Here is an 18,502-nt window from a genome sequence, read left to right as displayed (position 1 = left end):
GACGTCAGCCCTCGGCGTCGTCCGCTGCGGCGCCCCGGGCGTCACGCTCCTGGTCGCCCAGCGCCTTGGCACGTGCCCGTTCCAGCTCCAGCCGGTCGAGCTCGTCGAGCTTCGCGGCACGGTCGAGGTCCTCGGTGAGCTCGTCGACGAGCAGCAGCGAGCGGTCGATCTTGCCGGTGCGGTAGCCCGCCCGGCTGAGCATGTGCGCCGAGATCGGGCCGGTGACCAGCTGGAAGGCGACGACGAGGAGCAGGGTCAGCCCGACCCTGACGCTGCGCAGCTGGATCGCCAGCCCGAGCATGAGCAGCATGAGCCCGAGCACCTGGGGCTTGGTCGCCGCGTGCATGCGTGCCAGCAGGTCGGGGAAGCGCAGGATGCCCAGCCCCGCGATGAACGCCAGGAGCGCCCCGCCGAGGAACAGGACGGCGGAGACGACGTCGAGCACGGTGTCGAGCATCAGCGTTCCTCCCCGCTCTGCTCGAGGTCCTCGACGCCCTCGAGGTCCTCGAGGTCGACGTCGACGGACACGATGACGGTGCCACCCTCGTCGTCGTCGGCGGAGACGTCGGCCTCCGCGGCGCGGTCGGCCATGATGTGCTCGAGCTCCTCCCGGGTGAGGATGCGACCCTCCTCGCCGGTCTCGGCGACCGCGAACCGCGCGATCGCCGTGGAGCCGATGAAGCCGACGAGCGCGAGGACGACGAGCACCGGCACGAGGTCGGTGCGGCGGGTGGCGGCGGCGATGAGGGTGACGACACCGATGAGCACCGCGGTGGTGACGTCGAGGCCGAGGATGCGGTCGAACATGCTCGGGCCGCGCTCGACGCGGGTGAGGGCCGCGACCGCCGCGGCGAGGAGGACGAGCAGGCAGACGATGTAGACGACCGTCATGACTCCGCCTCCCGCCGGGCGTCCATGTCGGCCTGGACGCGGTCGGACGCGGCCCCGCTCAGCTTGCCCGCCCGGGCCGAGCTGCCCGGCACGAGACCGGCGGCGATGAGCTCCTCGCGGCTGCCGAAGGCCCGCAGGATGCGCTCCTCCTGGTCCAGCACCGACTGGTGGGCGCGCTCCAGGCCGCCGTGCTCGACGTCGATGAAGTGGTGGTAGAGCGTGCCGGTGATGCGGTGCGCCTCGATGACCACGGAGCCGGGGATGAGGGTGGTCATCCCGGCGACCATGGTGAGGTAGACGTCGTTGTGGCTGCGCAGCCGCACCCGGATGACGCCACCGCGCGGCGGCTCCTTGCGCAGGGCGAGCCGGGCGACCTCGATCGAGGCCTTGACCACGTCCCAGAGGAAGTGTGCGACGAGCAGGACGACGCCCCACGGGCGGAAGCGGCCGTCGAACGGGGTGGGCGGGAGCGGCAGGACGGTGGTGACGAGCAGGGCGAGGAAGGCGCCGATGACGACGTTGGCGAACGTCAGCTCACCCCAGAGGAAGATCCACACCACGGTGAGCCAGAGCAGCACCCCCCAGTTGGCGCGCGGCCGAAAGCGCCGCCGGCGCATCACGGGGTGGTCGGCGAGCTGGGGGCTCATGGCACCTCCTCCTGGGTCTCCTCGTCCTCGGCGACCTGGCCGGTCCCGCCGTCGCGGGCAGCCTCCTCGGTGACCTCCGGGGAGCGGCCCGAGCCGCGCTCCCCGTCGGGCAGGACGGTGGAGACGTAGGGCGTCTGTGCGCGCAGGTCCCGGGCGGCGCGGTCGGTGTAGTCGAACAGCGGGCCGGCGACCACGGTGAAGGCCAGCGAGAGCGCGACGAGCGCGGCGGTCGGCCCCATCATCGACCGCGGGATGGAGGTGTCCGGCAGCGGGTCCGGGGCCTCCTGCCAGAAGGCCTGGTTCCACGCCTTGCTCACGGCGTAGAGGGTGAGCAGCGAGGTGATGAGGGAGGCCCCGATGAGCGTCCAGTCCAGGGCGCTGCCCCGGCCGGCACCGGCCTCGATGAGGCCGACCTTGCCGAGGAACCCGGACATCGGCGGGATGCCGGCGAGGTTCATCGCCGGGACGAAGTAGAGGATGGCGAGCAACGGCGCCATCCGGGCCAGCGAGCCGAGCTTGGCCAGCGACGTCGTCCCCCCGCGACGCTCGATGAGCCCGGCGACGAGGAAGAGCGCCGTCTGCACGGTGATGTGGTGGACGACGTAGAAGATCGCGGCGGACAGCCCCAGCTGGGAGGACATCGCCACGCCCCACACCATGTAGCCGATGTGGCTGACGAGCGTGAAGGACAGCAGCCGCTTGACGTCCTGCTGCGCGACGGCGCCGAGGATCGCGATGACCATGGTGACGAGCGCGACCACCATGAGGAGGTCGTCGGCCCTGCCGTCGGGGAAGAGCAGGGTCTGGGTGCGGATGATCGCGTAGACGCCGACCTTCGTCAGCAGGCCGGCGAACACCGCGGTGACCGGGGCGGGTGCGGTGGGGTAGGAGTCGGGCAGCCAGGCGTGCAGCGGGAACACCGCGGCCTTGATCCCGAAGGCGATGAGGAGCATGAGCTGGAGGACCAGCTGGGTGCCCGGGTCGATCTCCCCGAGCCGCTGCGAGAGCTGGGCCAGGTTGACCGTCCCGGTCGCGGCGTAGACCAGTGCGATCGCCGCGAGGAAGAGGATCGAGGAGAGGATGGAGACGACGATGTAGACCGTCCCCGCCCGCACCCGCTCGCGGGAGCCGCCCAGGGTGATGAGGACGAAGCTGGAGACGAGGAGGATCTCGAAGCCGACGTAGAGGTTGAACAGGTCGCCGGTGAGGAAGGCGTTGGACACGCCGGCGGAGAGGATGAGGTAGGTCGGGTGGTAGATCGCCACCGGGGCCCCCTCGTCGCCGTCGGCGTTGCCCTGGGCGAGGGAGTAGAGCAGCACGCCCAGGGTGACGGCGACCGACACGACGAGCAGCAGCGCGGAGAGCCGGTCGGCGACGAGTGCGATGCCCACCGGGGCCGCCCAGCCGCCGATGTCCACCGACATCGGGCCGTCGTTGACGAGGACGAGCAGCGCGATCGCGACCCCGAGGACGCTGGTGAGGGCGGTGAGGGTGACGATCCGCTGGACGTGCGGGAAGCGGACGAAGGTGAGGGCGAGCCCGGCCCCGATGAGCGGGATGAGCACCGGCAGGGGGACGAGGACGTTCATCGCAGCTCCTCGTCGTCCAGGCCGATGCCGGGGCCGCGACGGCCGCGGCGGTCGCGGTCGGGAAGGACGGAGGTCTCGTCGCGGGCCAGGGCCGCCTCCTCGGCAAGGGTCGTTCCGGCGTCGTCGGTGCTGCGGGGCGGGACGACGTTGGTCTCGGCGAGCCGGGCGATCCGGCGGTCCTCGAGGTCGTCCTGCACCTCGTCGTGCCCGTTGAGCTGCCACGCGCGGTAGGCCAGCGAGAGCAGGAAGGCGGTGAGCCCGAGGGTGATGACGATGGCGGTGAGCACCATCGCCTGCGGCAGCGGGTCGCTCATGTTCTCCGGTGCGGTGGTGCCGACGATCGGCGGCCCGCCGGCCCGTCCGCTCGCGATGAGGAACATGACGTTGACACCGTTGGAGATCATCGAGATCCCGACGATCACCCGGGTGAGGCTGCGCTCCAGGAGCAGGTAGACCCCGGCGCCGACGAGGACGACGACGAGCATGACGAGCGCGAGGCTCGGGGAGGTGTCGATCACCGGGCACCTCCCTCGCTCGGGCCGCCGGGCCAGCCGACGGGCACGGCCTCCGGGGCGGCGTCGTCGGAGGTGACCTCGGGTGAGTCGAAGGGCACGTCGGGTGCGGCGTCGCCCTCCCGCTCCCCCTGGCGGTCGATCTCGGCGCCGAGGGTCCGCAGGATGTCCAGGACGAGGCCGACGACGACGAGGTAGACGCCGATGTCGAAGAAGATCGTCGTGACGAGCTTGAGGTCGCCCATGATCCCGAGGTCCGCCTCGACGAGCACCGACTGGAGGACGTCCCCGCCGAAGAACAGGGGGATCGCCCCGGCGCCGGCGGAGAGGAAGAGGCCCGAGCCGAGCAGCCAGCCGGCCTGTACGGGCGCGGCCTCCCCCAGCTCGTAGCGGCCCCCGGCGAGGTAGCGGACGGTGAGCGCGATCCCTGCGACCAGCCCGCCGGCGAAGCCGCCGCCGGGCGCGTTGTGCCCCGCGAAGAGCAGGTAGAGGGAGAACAGCACCATGGTGTGGAAGATGAGGCGGGTGCCCACCTCGAAGATCACCGAGCGGCGCTGCGGTGCGACGGTGCGCACGGCGGAGAGCCACTGGCGCCCGCGGCCGCTGCCGGGGTGGACCTCGCGCTGCTCGCTGAGGCGGCGGTAGAGGCTGGCCGCCCGCTCGGGTACGGGGGTGCCCCACACCTTGGGCTGCTGCCCGGGGCCGAGCTCGGTGGCGCGGTCGATCTTCCGGGCGCGGGCCCGGAGGAAGATGAGCGAGGCGACACCGGTGGCGGCCGCGACGAGCACGGAGATCTCCCCCATGGTGTCCCAGGCACGGATGTCCACGAGGGTGACGTTGACGATGTTGCGGCCGTAGCCGTACTCGTACGCCTCCTCGGGGAAGTCGACGGAGACCGGCACGTGGATGCGGGCGCCGGCCGCGACCATCGCCAGCCCGCCGGCCATGAGCCCGACGACGGCGCCGAGCGCGGCGCGCCACCAGCGGGAGGCCACGAGCGGGCGGTTGGAGAAGTAGGGGGGCAGCCGGCGCAGGACGAGGATGAACACGACGAGCGTGATCGTCTCGACGAGCACCTGCGTCAGGGCGAGGTCGGGCGCGCCGTGGAGCTCGTAGAGCAGCGCCACCCCGTAGCCGGTGACGCCGAGCAGCAGCACGGCCTTGAGCCGGCGGCGGGCACGGGCGGTGAGGAAGGCGGCGACGGCGATGACGGCGACGACGGCTGCCTGGACCCGGCTGTCCCACATCCGCACGTCGTCCGGGAGGGTGGTGAGCGCGAGCGCGGTGCCACCGCCGAGGGCGACCGTGGCGACGAGGATGGTGGACAGGTAGGCGGGCAGCGAGCCGCGCTGGGTGAAGGCGGTGACGTCCGCGGCGAGGCGCTCGGTGCCGCGGATGACCCGGCGGTAGGCGCCGGCGGCACCCTCGAAGTCCCACAGCGTGCCCTGCACCCGCTCGACCGGCTCCCGGGCCAGGAAGAGCAGGGTGCCCACGGCGATGACGAGCAGGGTGAGGTAGAGCGCGGGCCCGAAGCCGCCCCACAGCGTGAGGTGCCCGGGCTCGCCCGGGTAGGTGTCCGCGTGCGGGGCGAGCAGCCGCTCGGACGCCGCCGGCAGGACCCCGACGACCACGCTCGCCAGGGCGAGGACCGCGGCCGGGGTGACGATGAGCTTGGAGGTGCGCTGCGCGGCGGGCGGCTCGACGCCCGGCTTGGTGGAGAACGCCCCCCACATGAACCGCATGCCGTAGGCGAAGGTGAGCACCGAGCCGGCCACGACCAGGACCAGGCTCGCGGTACCCCGGCCGCCCTCGGCGTGGAGCATCGCCTCGAGCGCGGCCTCCTTGGCGACGTAGCCGGCCATGACGGGCAGCCCGACCATCGAGGCGGTGCCGATCCCCGCGGTGAGCGCGGTGAGCGGCATCCGGCGCCCGAGCTCGGTGAGCTCGCGCAGGTCACGGGTCCCCACCGACCAGTCGATGGTGCCGACGACGAGGAAGAGGCAGGCCTTGAACAGGGCGTGGGCGCCGAGCAGGGCGAGGCCGGCGAGGGCCGCCGCCCGGGTGCCGAAGCCCACGAGCAGGATGATGAAGCCGAGCTGGCTGACCGTTCCGAAGGCGAGGAGCAGCTTGAGGTCGTGCTGGCGCAGCGACCGGTAGCCGCCGAGGATCAGCGTGCCGCCGCCGAGCGCGACCACCGTCCACTGCCACACCGGCACGTCGGCGAAGCCGGGCGCGAGACGCGCGACGAGGTAGACACCCGCCTTGACCATCGCGGCGGCGTGCAGGTACGCGCTGACCGGCGTGGGGGCGGCCATCGCCGCGGGCAGCCAGAAGTGGAACGGCAGCAGCGCCGACTTCGTCACCGCACCGAGCAGGACGAGGGCGACCGCAACCGGCACGAGGCCGCCGGTGGGCGGGTTCGCGACGAGCTCGCCGAGGGAGTAGCTGCCGCCCTCCGTCTCACCGAGGGCGATGAAGCCGGCAAGCATCGCCAGCCCGCCGAAGGTCGTGAGGACGAGCGCCTGGATCGCCGCCCGCCGCGAGTTCTGCCGGTCGTAGTAGTGGCCGATGAGCAGGAACGACGTGATCGTCGTCAGCTCCCAGAACACGTACAGCAGGAGCGTGTTGTCCGTCGTCACCAGCCCGAGCATGGAGCCGGCGAAGGCGACGAAGACGCCGGCGAAACGCCCGAGCCCCTTGGCCGAGGCCGAGAAGTACGCGGCGCAGTACACCAGGACCAGCGCCCCGATCCCCCCGACGAGGAGCACCATGAGCCAGGCGAGGGTGTCGAGGCGGAAGCTGAGGTGCAGGTCGAGCAGCGGCACCCAGGAGACGTCGACCCCGGGATGGTCACCGCGGAGCACGGCCGGGGTCTGGACACCGGCCCAGACGGCGGCTGCCGCGGGGGCGAGGGCGAGGGCGAGGAAGAACCGGCGGCCCCACAGCTTCATGCATGCGGGCGCGATCACTGCCACCACGAGGTGGAGGACCAGCAGCTGCAGCACCGGCGGCTCCCAAGGTTGTCGACGGTCAAGACACGCCCAGGCCGGCAGACACCCACGCTGGACCGCCCCTCGGACGCTGTAGGCGATCCGCCTCGGGGACAAGGCGCACTCTACCAATCGGCGAGTGCGCCCAGCCCGCCCAGTGGGACTTCCCACAGGCATGATGCAACGGCTGTGACGCGGTTCCGACGCGTTCGACGGACCCTGCGCGAGCGTTGCCCTGACCCGCCTTTTCGCTTCGCGTGCAGGACAAGGTTGCGCAAGTTTCGACGAGCGCTCCGAATCGATCGGGCGCACTCTGGTCCGGCGCCTCGGCGTCGCGCCGGGGCTGGAACAGCACCGAAGGGACTGGACCAGATGACTGAGGACACCACCCGACCGACGGGCGACCCCCGGACGCTCGGGCAGCACGAGGCACGACCCCCGGTCGGCCCACCCTCCCCGGTGGTCCCACCGCCGGCGCCGACCGGCGCACCGGTCGCGTCGTCGCAGGCCGACGAGGGTCCCGGCACGACGCAGGCCGCCAGGGAGGAGGCGGGGAAGGTCGCCGGCACCGCAAAGGAGCAGGCCTCCCGGGTCGCGGACACCGCGCGGCAGGAGACGCGCCGCACCGTCGGGGAGGCCCGGCACCAGGCCCAGGACCTGCTGAGACAGGGCCAGTCCGAGCTCTCCTCCCAGGCCGCCGCCCAGCAGGAGCGGCTGGCGAGCGGGCTGCGCTCCTTCTCCTCCGAGCTCGACCGGTTGGCCGAGGGCGCCGAGGAGCCGGGTCCCGCCACGCAGGTGGCGCGGTGGGCGTCGCACGTCGCGGACAACGCCGGCCGCTGGCTCGAGGACCGCGACCCTTCGTCGGTCATGGACGAGGTGCGCCGCTACGCGCGCCGCCGCCCGGGCACCTTCATCCTCGCCGCGGCCGGCCTCGGCCTGGTCGTCGGACGGGTCGCCCGCAGCCTGAAGGACAGCACCGGCGACGACTCCTCCGCGGCGTCGACCGGCTCGGGCACCTCCGGGTACCGGAGCGGCACGGGGTACCGAGGCGGCACCGCGGGTGATCCGCGTGGGTCCGGGTACGAGAGCGTCACGTACGGGACCACGACCCCCGCCCCGGTGGGCGGCACGACCGGCCGCCCGCTCCTCGAGGAGCACCCGCCGGGCCTCGCCACCGGCGTGCCCGACCAGGGCGGTTCCCGATGACCGTGCCCGGCACCACTCCCCCGACGCCGCCCGGCGGCCCGCCTGCCGGGGCGGCCAGCCCGCCCGGTGCGGTCCCCCCGACCGCACCACCGCCCGGTCCGGTCCCCCTGACCGAACCACCGCCAGGGTCGGCGCCCCGTGCGCACACAGCACCGCCGGCCGGTGCGCCCTCCGCCGGCCCTGCTCCGGACGCGAGCATCGGCGACCTCGTCCGCACCATCACCGAGGACTTCTCCACGCTCGTCCGGCAGGAGCTGGAGCTCGCCAAGGCCGAACTCACCCAGACCGTCACCAAGGTCGGCCGCGGCGCCGGGATGTTCGGCGGCGCCGGGCTCGCCGGCTGGTTCACCCTCCTCTTCCTCTCCCTCGCCCTGTGGTGGGCGCTGGGCGCGCTGATCGGCGACGGGGACACCCGCCCGGCGCTCGGCTGGTCCGCACTCATCGTCGCCGTGGTCTGGGGGGTCGTCGCCGCCGTGCTGGCGGTCACCGGCCGCAAGGAGGTCAAGGAGGCACAGGGCATGCCGCGCACCACCGAGACGGTCAAGAAGATCCCGGACGCCGTGAAAGGACAGGACCACTGATGACCACCAACGACCCCGAGGCCATCCGCGCGGACATCGCCCGGACCCGCAGCGACCTCAGCGAGAACGTCGACGCCCTCACCGACCGGGTGAACCCGAGCACCATCGCCCACCGCCAGGGCGAGCGGGTGCGCGACGCCGTGACCGGCGCGAAGGACCGGGTCTTCGGCACCGCGTCCGACGCCCGGGACAAGGTCTTCGGCGCCGCCTCCGACGCCGGCGACTCCGTCCGGGACCAGGCCGACCGGGCCGGTGAGCTCGCCCGGGAGGCACCCCACCGCGTCAAGGAGAAGGCCGAGGGCAACCCGCTCGCCGCAGGCCTCATCGCCTTCGGGGTCGGCCTGCTCGTCGCCGGGCTGGTCCCGTCCTCCCGCAAGGAGCGCGAGCTCGTCGAGGAGGCCCGGTCGAGCGACGCGCTCGCCAAGGCCACCGAGGAGGTGAGGTCCGCCGCCAAGGAGACCGCCGAACACCTGCGGGAACCCGCCCAGCAGGCCGTCCAGGACGTCAAGGACACGGCCACCGAGGGTGCCCAGCACGTGCGGGAGGAGGGCACCGGCGCCGCGCAGGACGTCCGCTCCCAGGCCGAGGACTCCGCCCGGACGGTCCGCGAGGACCACTGAACCGGCCGCGCGCGGGGGCTCCTCGTCGAGGGGCCCCCGCCGCGCTGGTCAGCCGAGCGTGTCCACGGCGACGAGGAACCCGTCGTCGTCCACGACCTGGCCGCCCACCGCAGCGTGCAGCGCGACGACCACGCGCTCGACAGTGGCGCGGACCTCGTCGCGGGCGCGCCGCAGCCCCAGCGGGGGCCGGGGCCCCAACGCGACGGCCGGGTCGTCCGGCCGCCAGCGCACCTCGTAGCTGATCACCCCACCGCGCGCCCACGGCAGCGCGCGCAGGACGAGCGGGGTGTGCTCGTCACCGGCCACCCCGACCTCCAGGACCCCGCCGGGCACCGGTGCCTCCAGGGCGTAGCCCTCGACCACCTGCGGCTGGGCGAGCACCGCAGCGTCCAGCGCGTCCGCCTCGGCGTGCAGCCACGCACGTTCCCCCTCGTCCAGCCGGGCCGCCGCGCGCGCCCGCTGCGGGCTCACGTCCACCGCCCGCCGGTCACTCGGCGGCTCCTGCGGCGCGACCGGCTCCGGGAGGGTGAGCCCGGGCAGCAGCGGCGCCAGCACCCGCGCGCAGGCCTCCGGCTCGAGCCACACCGTGGTGTGCAGGGTGAGGTCGACGGCGGAGGCCGGGTCGGGCACGAGCACCGTGCCGGTACCGGCGACCCGCAACGCTCCGGCCAGCCGCCGCGCCTGGCCGAGCAGGTGCTCCAGCGCCAGGCGCTCCAGACCGACCGGCTCCCCCTCGGGGAAGGCGTCGAGCAGGCCACCGAGGCCGCGCAGCTCGGGCGGGATCGGGGAGGAGCGCTCCACGGGGCAGCGCAGGAGCATCGCCGCCGTGGCCCACGGGGGCAGGTCGAGGGCCGCGCGCAGCGCGTCGTCCACCCGCCACGGCCCGGTCAGCTGCGCCTCCCGGGTCAGCCGCAGCACACCCGGCCCGACCCAGCCCGCGTCGTCGAAGTGGGAGACGGCCAGCGCCTCCACCTCGTCGGGGTGCACCTCGGCCGAGAGCACGAGCAGGTGACGGGGCTCGGCGAGAGCCCGGTCCAGCAGCGGCAGCTGGTCGTCGATCACTGCAGGCGGACCCGGCTGAAGTCGACGTGGGAGCGGGAGGCCGTGGGGCCCCGCTGGCCCTGGTAGCGCGAGCCATGCGCCCCGGCGCCGTAGGGACGCTCGGCCGGGCTGGAGAGCTGGAAGAAGCACAGCTGGCCGATCTTCATCCCGGGCCACAGCGTGATCGGCAGCGTCGCCGTGTTGGACAGCTCCAGGGTGACGTGGCCGGTGAACCCCGGGTCGATGAACCCCGCCGTCGAGTGGGTGAGCAGGCCGAGGCGGCCGAGGGAGGACTTGCCCTCCAGGCGCGCGGCGATGTCGGGGGGCAGAGTGAGGAGCTCGTACGTCGAGGCGAGGGCGAACTCGCCCGGGTGCAGGACGAAGGGCTCGTCCGGGTCCACCTCGACGAGACGGGTGAGGTCGGACTGGTCCTGCGCCGGGTCGATGACCGGGTAGCGGTGGTTGTCGAAGAGCCGGAACCAGCGGTCCAGCCGGACGTCGATGCTCGCAGGCTGGACCATCGCCGGGTCGTACGGGTCGAGCTGGACACGCCCCGCCTCGATCTGGGCCCGGATGTCGCGGTCGGAGAGAAGCACGCCTGCGATTGTGCCTCACCCGCCCGCAGCCGGCGCCGGCGGGCCGGCCGGTGAACGGGCGCCGGCCGAGCGGTTCGCTGCCGGCGAGATCGACGAGGCGGAGTACCGGGCCCGGCGCGCCGTCCTGCGCGCCGAGCAGTGACGCCGCGAAGAAAAGCACGTCGCCCCGGGCGCTCGGCCCGGGGCGACGTGGTGGAGCGGGTGACGGGAATCGAACCCGCGCTGTCAGCTTGGGAAGCTGAAGTTCTACCATTGAACTACACCCGCGTGGCGGCGATGTCGGTCGCTGCCGCACATGAGTATAACCAGCGTCCGGCGCGAGTCGAAAACACCGCCTCGGTGGGTCGCCCGGTCGGGGGGTGGAACCCGGAGGGGTCACGTAGCGTTGACCAACTGTGAGCACCAAGCACGAGGAACCCCCACCCCTGCCACTCGTCGGCCTCGACGACCGGCTCGACGAGGAGCTGGACACCGCGAGCCAGGTCCGCCAGGCGCTGCGCACCACGGCGCCCGGGGAGAACGTCACCACCATCCTCGAGCTCGACGCCGACTCCTCCCGCCTGGAGCAGACCCGGCGGATCATCGTCAACGGGGTCGAGGAGCTCACCGGGCTGCGGCTGGGCGAGCTGCAGACGCTGACGGCGGTCTCCGAGGGGGCCGACCACCACCGCACCATCGCCCGGCTCACCGGCCAGACCGACGCGGCCGCGGCCGCGACGGTCGAGGGCCTGGTGCGCAAGGGACTGCTGGCGCGGCACCACCACCCGGCGGAGCAGCGGGCGGACGCGGAGCCGACGCTCGTCCACCTCACCCCCAAGGGCGAGGCCGTGCTCGGCCAGTCGGAGGCGATCCGCATCCGCCTGCTCGACGCCATGGCGCGGTCGCTCAGCGAGTCCGAGCTGGAGCAGGTCCGCGCGGCGGCCGACGCGCTGCGGCTCGGTGGCCGGGACGACGGCCGGCAGCAGATCGGCGGGTCGCCCGCGGCCTCGTGACCGGCCTCAGCGGACCCCGACGCCGCGGTTCGCGCGGATCCGGCGCTCGGGCGGCCGCAGGCGCTCCAGCACCGGGCCGAGGATCCTGGCGAGCTCGGGCACGTCCTGCGCGGAGATCGCATCGAAGACGAGCTCCCGGACGTCGTTGACGTGCGCCGGGGCGGTCTCGACCACCTTGTCCAGCCCGGTGTCGGTGAGGGTGGCGATCCGTGCCCGCGGGTTACGCGGGGAGCGCTCGCGCACCACCCACCCGTGCCGCTCGAGCCTCGTGAGGACGTGGGAGAGCCGGGAGAGCGAGCCGGAGGTGAGCTCGGCGAGCTCGCTGAGCTGCAGGGTGCGGTCGTCCTGCTCCGAGAGCATGGCCATGACCATGTACTCGTAGAAGGTGATGCCGGCGTGGTGCTGCAGCCGCGAGTCGAGCGCCCCGGGCAGGGTGGTGACGAGCTCGGAGATGCTCAGCCACGTCTCACGCTCCACGGGTGTCAGCCACCGCGGGGCCGTCTCGTCGCTCATCGATCCACCCTTCTTAGTTGATTGTTCAAGTATCGACTGTCGTGGTCGTGCTGTCAACGGACGAGCAGGTCGGCCAGCCGGTCGGCGACCACCCAGCTCGCAGCCGCGTGGACGAGGGCGAAGGTGACCATCCACAGCGCCGTCGGCACCCGGGTGAGCCGGGCCAGCACCTCCGGGTCGGAGCCCGACCCGCGGGTGCGGCCCACGGCGGCCAGGTGGCGCCACGCGCCGAGCAGGAGCAGGACGCCGACCGCGAGGAGCACCAGCCCCTGCAGCTCGTCCCCGCCCGACCACCACAGCCAGCCGGTCCCGGCGGCGGTCGCCAGCATGACGAGCACGGTGTAGCCCGAGCGCGCGCGGAGCAGGCCGACGAGCAGGAGCACCACCGTGGTCAGGAGCACCGGTGCCGCCCAGCCTGCACTCCCGGCGAGGACGAGCGCGGCACCGACCAGCGCCGGGGCGGGGTAGCCGGCCCACGTCGTCACCACCCGGCCGGTGCCGCGGGAGGGCCCGACTGTCACCGCGTGGCCCGACATGTCCGGGCGCAGCACGAGACCGGTGAAGCGACGTCCGGCGAGCACCCCGACCACCGCGTGCCCGAGCTCGTGCACGACCGTCACCCCCACCCGCAGCACCCGCCACAGCGGTCGCAGGGCGACGGCGAGCAGACCGAGGGCGAGGGCGCCCCAGAGCACCTCGGCGGGCACACCGACCTCGCCGAGCGGCGCGCCCGGCCGCAGCCGGTCGACCACCGCGGACCACACCTGGGTCACCTCCATCCCGTCATCGTGCCCGCCCGACGGCACCCCTGTCCTCCCCGGCACCGGTACCCTCGCGGCGTGACCAGGGACCCGGTGCGCGGATGAGCGGCGACGGCCTCGTCGTCGCCGCCGCGATCGTCGACGACCTCACCTCGCCACGTCTGCTGCTCGCCGCCCGTCGGTCGGCGCCTGCCGCGCTGGCCGGTCGGTGGGAGCTGCCCGGCGGGAAGGTCGAGCCCGGGGAGGACCCGGCGGCGGCGCTGCACCGCGAGATCCGCGAGGAGCTCGGCGTCGGGCTCGTCGTGGGCGCCCGCGTACCCGGCCCGCTCGCCGGGGACTGGGCCATCGACCGGTCCCTGCGCCTGCGGGTGTGGCGCGCGAGGGTCGCCTCGGGCACCCCCGCGCCGCTCGTCGACCACGACGACGTCCGGTGGGTCGACGCCGAGGACTGGACGGAGCTGCCGTGGCTCCCGGCGGACGAGCCGATCGTCGCCGCGCTGCAGCTGCGCCGCTGAGCCGCCCTCAGATCCGGCCGGCGCACCACTCGCCCGGCGGGCGCCGGCTGCCGCAGGTATCGCCGAACTCCTCGTACTCGGAGCCGAACGGCGACTCCATGTACAGGTCGTCGCACGCCTGGCCGCTGCCCGCGGCGCACTGGTCCCACAGCCGGTCGAGGTCCGGGTCGTCCCCGTAGGTGGCGCTCGTGTCGATGGCACCGAAGATCGCCGAGGCGGCGAAGACCAGGGCCCCGAGGAGCAGGACCACCCCGACGACGATCGCGACGACGAGCCCGGTGCGGCGGCGGCCACCGGCCTCGGGCAGCCGGTAGCCGTAGGCGTCCTGTGGCAGCCCGGTCACGGGCGCCGGGGCCGCGTGGCCGGACCCGTAGGCAGGACCCGCCCCGTAGGTCTCCGGCGGTGCGTAGGGGTTGGTGCCCGCCAGCGGCTGCGGCGGCGGGGCGTAGGAGCCGACGACGGTCCGGCCGGGCGCGCCGGCGGCCGGTGCGGTGGGTGACCAGTCCTGGGCAGCCCCGGTCCCGTACCCCCCGGCCGGCGGGCCGGCGGGGGACTGGGGAGCGGCCGGCGCGGCGGGACGGCGGCGGGCCAGGGCGGCGTCGACGGCGTGGTCGCCCAGCGTGCCCAGCCACTCGACGACGTGCTGCGGGGTCGCCGGGTTGGCGGCGACGAACTGGCGCAGGTCGGGCCGGCTGCGGGCCATCTCGGCGAGGGCCTCCGGTGAGGTCGCGGGGTTCGTCGCCTGGTAGACGGTGAACTCCTGACTCATTGCACGCTCCTCCTGCTGGGCCCGGCGGGGGACCCGTGCTCGTGAACCAGGTCGATGACGGCGCGCAGCCGCCCGACGTCGATCTGGCCCGGGGCCGAGGCCCGGTCGACGGCCCCGAAGGTGACGGCCGAGCCGAACGCCTCCCCGCAGAGCCGGCTCACCAGCCCGGCGGGGCCCATCGCCATCGTGACGACCGGGACGTCGAGCGCCTCTCGTGCGGCGACCGTCGCCTCGAGGAGGGCGAGCACGTCGCGCGGGGTGTGGGCCGTGACGGCGGCCTTGACGATGTCGGCGCCGGCGGCGGCCATCGCGGCGAGCCACTCGGTGAGCTGGGCGACGGACGGCGTCCCGGTGACGTCGTGGCCCGAGACGAGGACGCGGGTGCCGGTCTCGCGGGCCCGTGCGACGAGGTCGCTCAGCACGGCGGTGCGGGCGAGCTCGAGGTCGACGGCGTCGGCACCACCCGCGCGCAGGAGCTGGTCCACGACGCCGGCATAGGCACCGTCGGCGAGGTCCACCTGTCCGCCCTCGCCGGCGCTGCGCACCGTGAGGAGCAGCGGCGTCGCGCCCAGACGGTCACGGAGCGCGGTCCCGAGCGCGGGCTCGGGGAGGTCCGGGGAGGCGGCGAGCAGGTGGTCCACCCGCCACTCGGCGATGTCGACCCCCGCGGCGACGACGTGGTCGGCCTCGGCGAGCAGCTCCTCCGGCGTGGTGCCGCACAGGGGGGCGGCAACCTTCACGCGCCCCTCCCCCACGGGCACGTCGCGCAGCCGCACGACGGCGCTCATCGCCACCTCCTCACCTGGTCCGGGAGCACCTTACCCGCGAGCCGCGGGTCGTCGGCCGCTCCGCCCGCACCCCGGGACACGCCCTCAGCCCGGGAACGACGCGGCCCTCACGGGGCCAGCGACGGGACCGGGAGGCCGAAACGGTGACGCAGTGCACGCCGGGCGGCGTGCCAGCCGTTCATCCCGTGCACACCGGGTGCCGGGGGCGCGGAGGAGGAGCACAGGTAGACGCCGGGGACGCCGAGTGCGTAGGGGTCCCACCGTCCGGTCGGTCCGCCGAGCACCCGGCGCATGGTGACCTCCCCACCGGCGATGTCACCCCCGGCGAGGTTCGGGTTGTGCTCACCCATACGGGAGGCCGGCACCGCCGCGCTGCGGACGACGACGTCGCGGAAGCCGGGTGCGAAGCGCTCGATCTGGCGGGTGACTGCCTCCGTCATGTCGACGTCGCAGCCGAGGGGCACGTGGGCGTAGGTCCACAGCGGCCGCAGCCCGTCGCGCTCGCGCGCCGGGTCGGCGACGGTCGGGTCGGAGAGCAGCACACTGGGTCGTTCGGGAAGGCGGCCGCGGGCGACGTCCTTCTCCGCCGCGGCGATCTCCTGCCTGGTGCCACCGACGTGGACCGTGAACGCCTGCCCCACCTCGGGGACGGCCCAGGGCACCGGGCCGGAGAGGACGAAGTCGACCTTCGCCGCTCCGCCCCCCGCAGGGGTGCGGCGCAGCCGGCGCTCCATGCGTGGGGGCAGCCGGCCGGCCCAGATCTCGGCCGCGACCTGCGGGGAGGTGTCGAGCAGGTAGGCGCGGGCGCGCGGCAGCTCCCGCCAGGAGCGCACCCGGGTACCGGTGCGGACCTCACCACCGTGGGCGCGCAGGTCCGCGACGAGGGCGTCGGTGATGGCCTGGGAGCCGCCCACCGGGATACGCCAGCCCACGCTGTGCGCGAGCGTGCCGAGCATGAGCGCCACACCGGCAGGGGCGAGGGCGGGCAGCGCGGCGATCGCGTGTCCGGCGACTCCGGTGACCATGGCGGGCGCGACCTCGCCCCGGAAGGGCAGGTTCCACAGCGGGGTGCCCTCGACGAGCACGCGCAGGCCGAAGGCGAGCGCCCCGCGCAGCCCCCGCGGCGAGCGCAGCTGGGGCGGCAGGCTGCGCATGTCCGCGAGCGTGGCGGCGACGACGGCCTCGGCGTCGCGCACGAGCGGGCCGAAGACCCGCCGCCACGCCGGCCCGTCCGCGCCGAGCCCCTCGGCCGTGGCGTCCAGGTCGCGCCATGCGAGGCCCGCCCGGCGCCCGTCCAGGGGATGGGCGTAGGAGAGCTCGGGCACGACCAGCTCCACACCGCGGGCCGGCAGGTCGAAGGCCGCGAGGAACGGGCTGGCGGTGGCGAGCGGGTGGACGGCGGAGCAGATGTCGTGCCGCAGCCCCTCACCGAGGCCGAGGTCGAGCGTGCGGGCACCGCCGCCGACGGTGGGCTCGGCCTCGAGGACGACGACGCCGAGCCCGGCGCGGGCCATCGTCACCGCGGCCGCGAGCCCGTTGGGCCCCGAGCCGACGACGACGACGTCGGTGGTCTGCGTGGGGGCAGGCATCACGTCATTCTGCCCTGCGCCCGACACCGGCCGCCTGGCGAACGGGGGCCGGCGGGCTCGGTGGACGCGGGCGGAGCCGACGTCCGAGGCTGCCGAGCGCCGTCGTGACGGAGGCGAAGGTGGCGGAGGAGACGAAGATCGAGTCGAACGCGATCATCGACAGCGAGAACCACGGCAACCCCATGAGCACGGCGATGCCGAGGTGCATGAGGATGACGCCGACCAGCGCGACGCGGCGGGTGACGTGGTGGAGCAGCCCGACGGCGAAGAAGAGCTGGACGAACACCGCGACGTACGTGCCGACCACGACGACGACGTCGCTGTGCGTGAGGAGCCGGTTGAGCTGTGGGAACACCGCGTACTCGTGCAGGCTCAGCGGGTGGTAGAGGGCGGTGCCGTCCTGCCACGGCTCGCCCTGCACCTTGTAGAGCGCCGACGCGGTGTAGAGGATGAACAGCTGCAGGGCGAGGGCCAGCAGAGCGGCGTTGTGGACCGGGTTGGCCAGCCAGGGCGGGGCCACCGGGAGGCCGTGGAGGACGCGCCGGCCGAGCCCGAGCCGTCGGCCCGCGTGGCGGCGACGGCGACGGGCGTCCAGCGACCAGTGCGCCGAGGTGTTCATGAAGACCATGAGCAGCAGGCCGATCCGGGCGATGTTGTCGCCCTGGTCTCCGATGAGCGCGTTCCGCTCGACGATCGAGGCCAGTCCGACGACGAGCAGCGCGGTGGTGAGCCGGGTGCGCCAGCCGAGCACGACCGCTACCGCGAGCGCCATGACGGCGAGGTAGGCCAGGGTGAACAGCGTCGTGCTCGACGTGCCGAAGACGGCGTCCAGCGGTCCGGCCCCGGTGTCGGCGCGGTAGGCCGCGATCCACTGCGAGGCAGGCCCCCACTGCACGTGCCGCATCCCGAAGTTCGTCACGAGGATGCCCAGCACCGCCGTCCCGACGAGGATCCGGCTCGCGCTCAGGCCGTGGAGCGCGTGCTGTCGATCGGCGAACCAGGTCTCGACCCGGGTGACGGCGGCAAGGAGCGGGCGGGTGGCGGTGGCGAGTGGCGCGGTCATCGGGTCGCCTCCTGCTGGACGCGGACGTAGGGCGCGAAGAGCTCGGCGGTCTCCTCCCCGAGCTCGGATGCGGGGCGCCAGCCGTAGGCGTAGACCGTCGGCTCGACGTCGTCGATGTCGCGCTCGTGGCGCTCGTCGAAGTCGGGGGTGAAGCGCCGTGAGGTGCGGTACTGGACGTGGGTGACCTCGCCGTCGTGGGCCGCCGCGGCGTAGGAGGTGGCCAGCGCGGTGGCGACCGCGTCGTAGCGCAGGTAGGCGTTGACGGTGGAGGGGCCGGCCGGGGAGTCGCCCTGGCCGCGGTTGAGCCTGTCCCGCAGCTCGGCGACCGGGGTGGTGAGGTAGTCCGCCTCGATCTGGCGCCGCTGCTCGGCGTTCAGCTCTCGGGTCCGGGTGACGAGGTGGTTCGCCGTGCGCCGGGCCGCGAGCGCCATCCGGGGCGGGAAGGGGTTGCCGCGGATGAGGGAGTCCTCGCCGTCGACCAGGCTGACCCAGTCGGTCGTCGTCTCCTGGCCGGTGGCCGGGTCGACGAGGCGGGCCCGGACGTCGAGCTCGACGGCGACGCGGCGTGGTGTCGGGGCGAAGATCCGCCAGTTCTGCTCGAAGGCGGGCATGACGTAGCTCCGCAGCCGGTCCTCGCCGACGGTCTTGCGCACGGGGGTGTCCGGGCCGACCCACAGTGCGATGAGCAGGGTGTGGACGAGGACGACGGCGACCAGTGGCCACAGCACCAGCCGGGCTCGGGTGGTGACGGGCTCGGGGGTCTGGGTGTCGTCTGGGTGCAGGGTGCTCACCTGCCGGGACCTTCCTGTGCGGTGGGGTGGGCGTGGCCGCACGGCCCG

Annotated in this window: 21 protein-coding genes and 1 tRNA gene; 6 read left to right on the top strand and 16 right to left on the bottom strand. The window is 74.1% G+C overall.

Annotation, left to right across the window (positions count from 1 at the left end; translation table 11 throughout):
• Nucleotides 1–4: 4 nt before the first annotated feature.
• From mnhG to Q0195_RS15040, 6 genes are read right to left on the bottom strand one after another with little or no spacing between them, the layout of a single operon-like run.
• A complete protein-coding gene (gene mnhG / locus Q0195_RS15065) occupies nt 5–457 on the bottom strand; it encodes a monovalent cation/H(+) antiporter subunit G (protein WP_299279999.1) in 453 nt (150 codons plus the stop codon).
• Nucleotides 457–891 carry a monovalent cation/H+ antiporter complex subunit F gene (locus tag Q0195_RS15060; RefSeq protein WP_299279997.1) on the bottom strand — a complete coding sequence of 145 codons (435 nt, stop codon included), beginning with the start codon at nt 889–891 and terminating at the stop codon, nt 457–459. Before Q0195_RS15060 ends, mnhG begins: the two co-directional genes overlap by 1 nt.
• Nucleotides 888–1,538 carry a Na+/H+ antiporter subunit E gene (locus Q0195_RS15055; protein ID WP_299279995.1) on the bottom strand — a complete coding sequence of 217 codons (651 nt, stop codon included), beginning with the start codon at nt 1,536–1,538 and terminating at the stop codon, nt 888–890. The genes Q0195_RS15060 and Q0195_RS15055 overlap by 4 nt, the downstream gene beginning before the upstream one ends.
• On the bottom strand, nt 1,535–3,127 hold the full coding sequence (locus Q0195_RS15050; RefSeq protein ID WP_299279993.1) for a Na+/H+ antiporter subunit D: 1,593 nt from the start codon (nt 3,125–3,127) through the stop codon (nt 1,535–1,537). The genes Q0195_RS15055 and Q0195_RS15050 overlap by 4 nt, the downstream gene beginning before the upstream one ends.
• The gene (locus Q0195_RS15045) at nt 3,124–3,645 is read right to left on the bottom strand and encodes a Na(+)/H(+) antiporter subunit C (protein ID WP_299279991.1); all 522 of its coding nucleotides are present in this window, start codon (nt 3,643–3,645) and stop codon (nt 3,124–3,126) included. Before Q0195_RS15045 ends, Q0195_RS15050 begins: the two co-directional genes overlap by 4 nt.
• Nucleotides 3,642–6,644: a Na+/H+ antiporter subunit A gene (locus Q0195_RS15040; RefSeq protein WP_299279990.1), complete on the bottom strand. Its 3,003-nt coding sequence runs from the start codon at nt 6,642–6,644 to the stop codon at nt 3,642–3,644. The genes Q0195_RS15045 and Q0195_RS15040 overlap by 4 nt, the downstream gene beginning before the upstream one ends.
• A gap of 357 nt (nt 6,645–7,001) precedes the next feature.
• Here Q0195_RS15040 and Q0195_RS15035 point away from each other — a divergent pair, with 357 nt between their 5' ends.
• From Q0195_RS15035 to Q0195_RS15025, 3 genes are all read left to right on the top strand, one after another.
• Nucleotides 7,002–7,835 (top strand): hypothetical protein, encoded by an 834-nt coding sequence (locus Q0195_RS15035; protein ID WP_299279988.1) that lies wholly within the window; start codon nt 7,002–7,004, stop codon nt 7,833–7,835.
• A gap of 197 nt (nt 7,836–8,032) precedes the next feature.
• A complete protein-coding gene (locus Q0195_RS15030; protein ID WP_299280034.1) occupies nt 8,033–8,416 on the top strand; it encodes a phage holin family protein in 384 nt (127 codons plus the stop codon).
• Nucleotides 8,416–9,036: a DUF3618 domain-containing protein gene (locus Q0195_RS15025; protein WP_299279987.1), complete on the top strand. Its 621-nt coding sequence runs from the start codon at nt 8,416–8,418 to the stop codon at nt 9,034–9,036. Before Q0195_RS15030 ends, Q0195_RS15025 begins: the two co-directional genes overlap by 1 nt.
• 48 nt (nt 9,037–9,084) lie before the next feature.
• Here Q0195_RS15025 and Q0195_RS15020 read toward each other — a convergent pair whose 3' ends face one another.
• Together Q0195_RS15020 and dcd are read right to left on the bottom strand one after the other, a co-directional pair.
• On the bottom strand, nt 9,085–10,098 hold the full coding sequence (locus tag Q0195_RS15020; protein ID WP_299279985.1) for a hypothetical protein: 1,014 nt from the start codon (nt 10,096–10,098) through the stop codon (nt 9,085–9,087).
• Nucleotides 10,095–10,673, bottom strand: a complete 579-nt coding sequence (gene dcd / locus Q0195_RS15015) for a dCTP deaminase (protein ID WP_299279982.1) — start codon at nt 10,671–10,673, stop codon at nt 10,095–10,097. Before dcd ends, Q0195_RS15020 begins: the two co-directional genes overlap by 4 nt.
• Before the next feature lie 10 nt (nt 10,674–10,683).
• Between dcd and Q0195_RS15010 the strand changes: the two genes are divergently transcribed.
• Nucleotides 10,684–10,815, top strand: a complete 132-nt coding sequence (locus tag Q0195_RS15010) for an SHOCT domain-containing protein (RefSeq protein WP_299279980.1) — start codon at nt 10,684–10,686, stop codon at nt 10,813–10,815.
• A gap of 51 nt (nt 10,816–10,866) precedes the next feature.
• On the opposite strand, the gene Q0195_RS15005 is transcribed toward Q0195_RS15010, so the two are convergent.
• Nucleotides 10,867–10,940: transfer RNA gene (locus tag Q0195_RS15005), tRNA-Gly, on the bottom strand.
• A 128-nt stretch (nt 10,941–11,068) separates the two neighbouring features.
• Between Q0195_RS15005 and Q0195_RS15000 the strand changes: the two genes are divergently transcribed.
• Nucleotides 11,069–11,665, top strand: coding sequence for a MarR family winged helix-turn-helix transcriptional regulator (locus Q0195_RS15000; RefSeq protein ID WP_299279978.1), 597 nt, complete (start codon nt 11,069–11,071; stop codon nt 11,663–11,665).
• A 6-nt stretch (nt 11,666–11,671) separates the two neighbouring features.
• Here Q0195_RS15000 and Q0195_RS14995 read toward each other — a convergent pair whose 3' ends face one another.
• Both Q0195_RS14995 and Q0195_RS14990 read right to left on the bottom strand, forming a co-directional pair.
• Nucleotides 11,672–12,178, bottom strand: a complete 507-nt coding sequence (locus tag Q0195_RS14995; protein ID WP_299279976.1) for a MarR family transcriptional regulator — start codon at nt 12,176–12,178, stop codon at nt 11,672–11,674.
• Nucleotides 12,179–12,231: 53 nt separating this feature from the next.
• Complete coding sequence (locus tag Q0195_RS14990; RefSeq protein WP_299279974.1) at nt 12,232–12,957, bottom strand: M50 family metallopeptidase; 726 nt, start codon at nt 12,955–12,957, stop codon at nt 12,232–12,234.
• Between the two features lie 83 nt (nt 12,958–13,040).
• Here Q0195_RS14990 and Q0195_RS14985 point away from each other — a divergent pair, with 83 nt between their 5' ends.
• Complete coding sequence (locus Q0195_RS14985) at nt 13,041–13,454, top strand: (deoxy)nucleoside triphosphate pyrophosphohydrolase (protein WP_299279972.1); 414 nt, start codon at nt 13,041–13,043, stop codon at nt 13,452–13,454.
• Between the two features lie 7 nt (nt 13,455–13,461).
• Here the strand turns inward: Q0195_RS14985 and Q0195_RS14980 are convergent, their stop codons facing one another.
• The 5 genes from Q0195_RS14980 to Q0195_RS14960 all read right to left on the bottom strand — a co-directional run bounded on the left by Q0195_RS14980 (nt 13,462) and on the right by Q0195_RS14960 (nt 18,454).
• Complete coding sequence (locus Q0195_RS14980) at nt 13,462–14,223, bottom strand: hypothetical protein (RefSeq protein ID WP_299279970.1); 762 nt, start codon at nt 14,221–14,223, stop codon at nt 13,462–13,464.
• Nucleotides 14,220–15,011 carry a type I 3-dehydroquinate dehydratase gene (gene aroD / locus Q0195_RS14975; RefSeq protein ID WP_299279968.1) on the bottom strand — a complete coding sequence of 264 codons (792 nt, stop codon included), beginning with the start codon at nt 15,009–15,011 and terminating at the stop codon, nt 14,220–14,222. The genes Q0195_RS14980 and aroD overlap by 4 nt, the downstream gene beginning before the upstream one ends.
• 107 nt (nt 15,012–15,118) lie before the next feature.
• Nucleotides 15,119–16,600 carry an NAD(P)/FAD-dependent oxidoreductase gene (locus tag Q0195_RS14970; RefSeq protein WP_299279966.1) on the bottom strand — a complete coding sequence of 494 codons (1,482 nt, stop codon included), beginning with the start codon at nt 16,598–16,600 and terminating at the stop codon, nt 15,119–15,121.
• A gap of 4 nt (nt 16,601–16,604) precedes the next feature.
• Nucleotides 16,605–17,663 carry an HTTM domain-containing protein gene (locus Q0195_RS14965; RefSeq protein ID WP_299279964.1) on the bottom strand — a complete coding sequence of 353 codons (1,059 nt, stop codon included), beginning with the start codon at nt 17,661–17,663 and terminating at the stop codon, nt 16,605–16,607.
• Nucleotides 17,660–18,454 (bottom strand): DUF5819 family protein, encoded by a 795-nt coding sequence (locus tag Q0195_RS14960; RefSeq protein WP_299279962.1) that lies wholly within the window; start codon nt 18,452–18,454, stop codon nt 17,660–17,662. The genes Q0195_RS14965 and Q0195_RS14960 overlap by 4 nt, the downstream gene beginning before the upstream one ends.
• Nucleotides 18,455–18,502 lie beyond the last annotated feature (48 nt).

The organism is uncultured Georgenia sp. (assembly GCF_937958535.1).
In the GTDB taxonomy this organism is placed as follows: domain Bacteria; phylum Actinomycetota; class Actinomycetes; order Actinomycetales; family Actinomycetaceae; genus Oceanitalea.
Note: the sequence above shows the minus strand (reverse complement) of the source record. Positions and strands in the feature narration are given on the sequence as shown.

Excerpts from the sequence above, each read along its gene's own strand:
- mnhG (WP_299279999.1), bottom strand. The coding sequence starts at position 457 with ATGCTCGACACCGTGCTCGACGTCGTCTCCGCCGTCCTGTTCCTCGGC.
- Q0195_RS15060 (WP_299279997.1), bottom strand. The coding sequence starts at position 891 with ATGACGGTCGTCTACATCGTCTGCCTGCTCGTCCTCCTCGCCGCGGCG.
- Q0195_RS15055 (WP_299279995.1), bottom strand. The coding sequence starts at position 1,538 with ATGAGCCCCCAGCTCGCCGACCACCCCGTGATGCGCCGGCGGCGCTTT.
- Q0195_RS15050 (WP_299279993.1), bottom strand. The coding sequence starts at position 3,127 with ATGAACGTCCTCGTCCCCCTGCCGGTGCTCATCCCGCTCATCGGGGCC.
- Q0195_RS15035 (WP_299279988.1), top strand. The coding sequence starts at position 7,002 with ATGACTGAGGACACCACCCGACCGACGGGCGACCCCCGGACGCTCGGG.
- Q0195_RS15025 (WP_299279987.1), top strand. The coding sequence starts at position 8,416 with ATGACCACCAACGACCCCGAGGCCATCCGCGCGGACATCGCCCGGACC.
- Q0195_RS14995 (WP_299279976.1), bottom strand. The coding sequence starts at position 12,178 with ATGAGCGACGAGACGGCCCCGCGGTGGCTGACACCCGTGGAGCGTGAG.
- Q0195_RS14990 (WP_299279974.1), bottom strand. The coding sequence starts at position 12,957 with ATGGAGGTGACCCAGGTGTGGTCCGCGGTGGTCGACCGGCTGCGGCCG.
- Q0195_RS14985 (WP_299279972.1), top strand. The coding sequence starts at position 13,041 with ATGAGCGGCGACGGCCTCGTCGTCGCCGCCGCGATCGTCGACGACCTC.
- Q0195_RS14980 (WP_299279970.1), bottom strand. The coding sequence starts at position 14,223 with ATGAGTCAGGAGTTCACCGTCTACCAGGCGACGAACCCCGCGACCTCA.
- aroD (WP_299279968.1), bottom strand. The coding sequence starts at position 15,011 with ATGAGCGCCGTCGTGCGGCTGCGCGACGTGCCCGTGGGGGAGGGGCGC.
- Q0195_RS14970 (WP_299279966.1), bottom strand. The coding sequence starts at position 16,600 with ATGCCTGCCCCCACGCAGACCACCGACGTCGTCGTCGTCGGCTCGGGG.
- Q0195_RS14965 (WP_299279964.1), bottom strand. The coding sequence starts at position 17,663 with ATGACCGCGCCACTCGCCACCGCCACCCGCCCGCTCCTTGCCGCCGTC.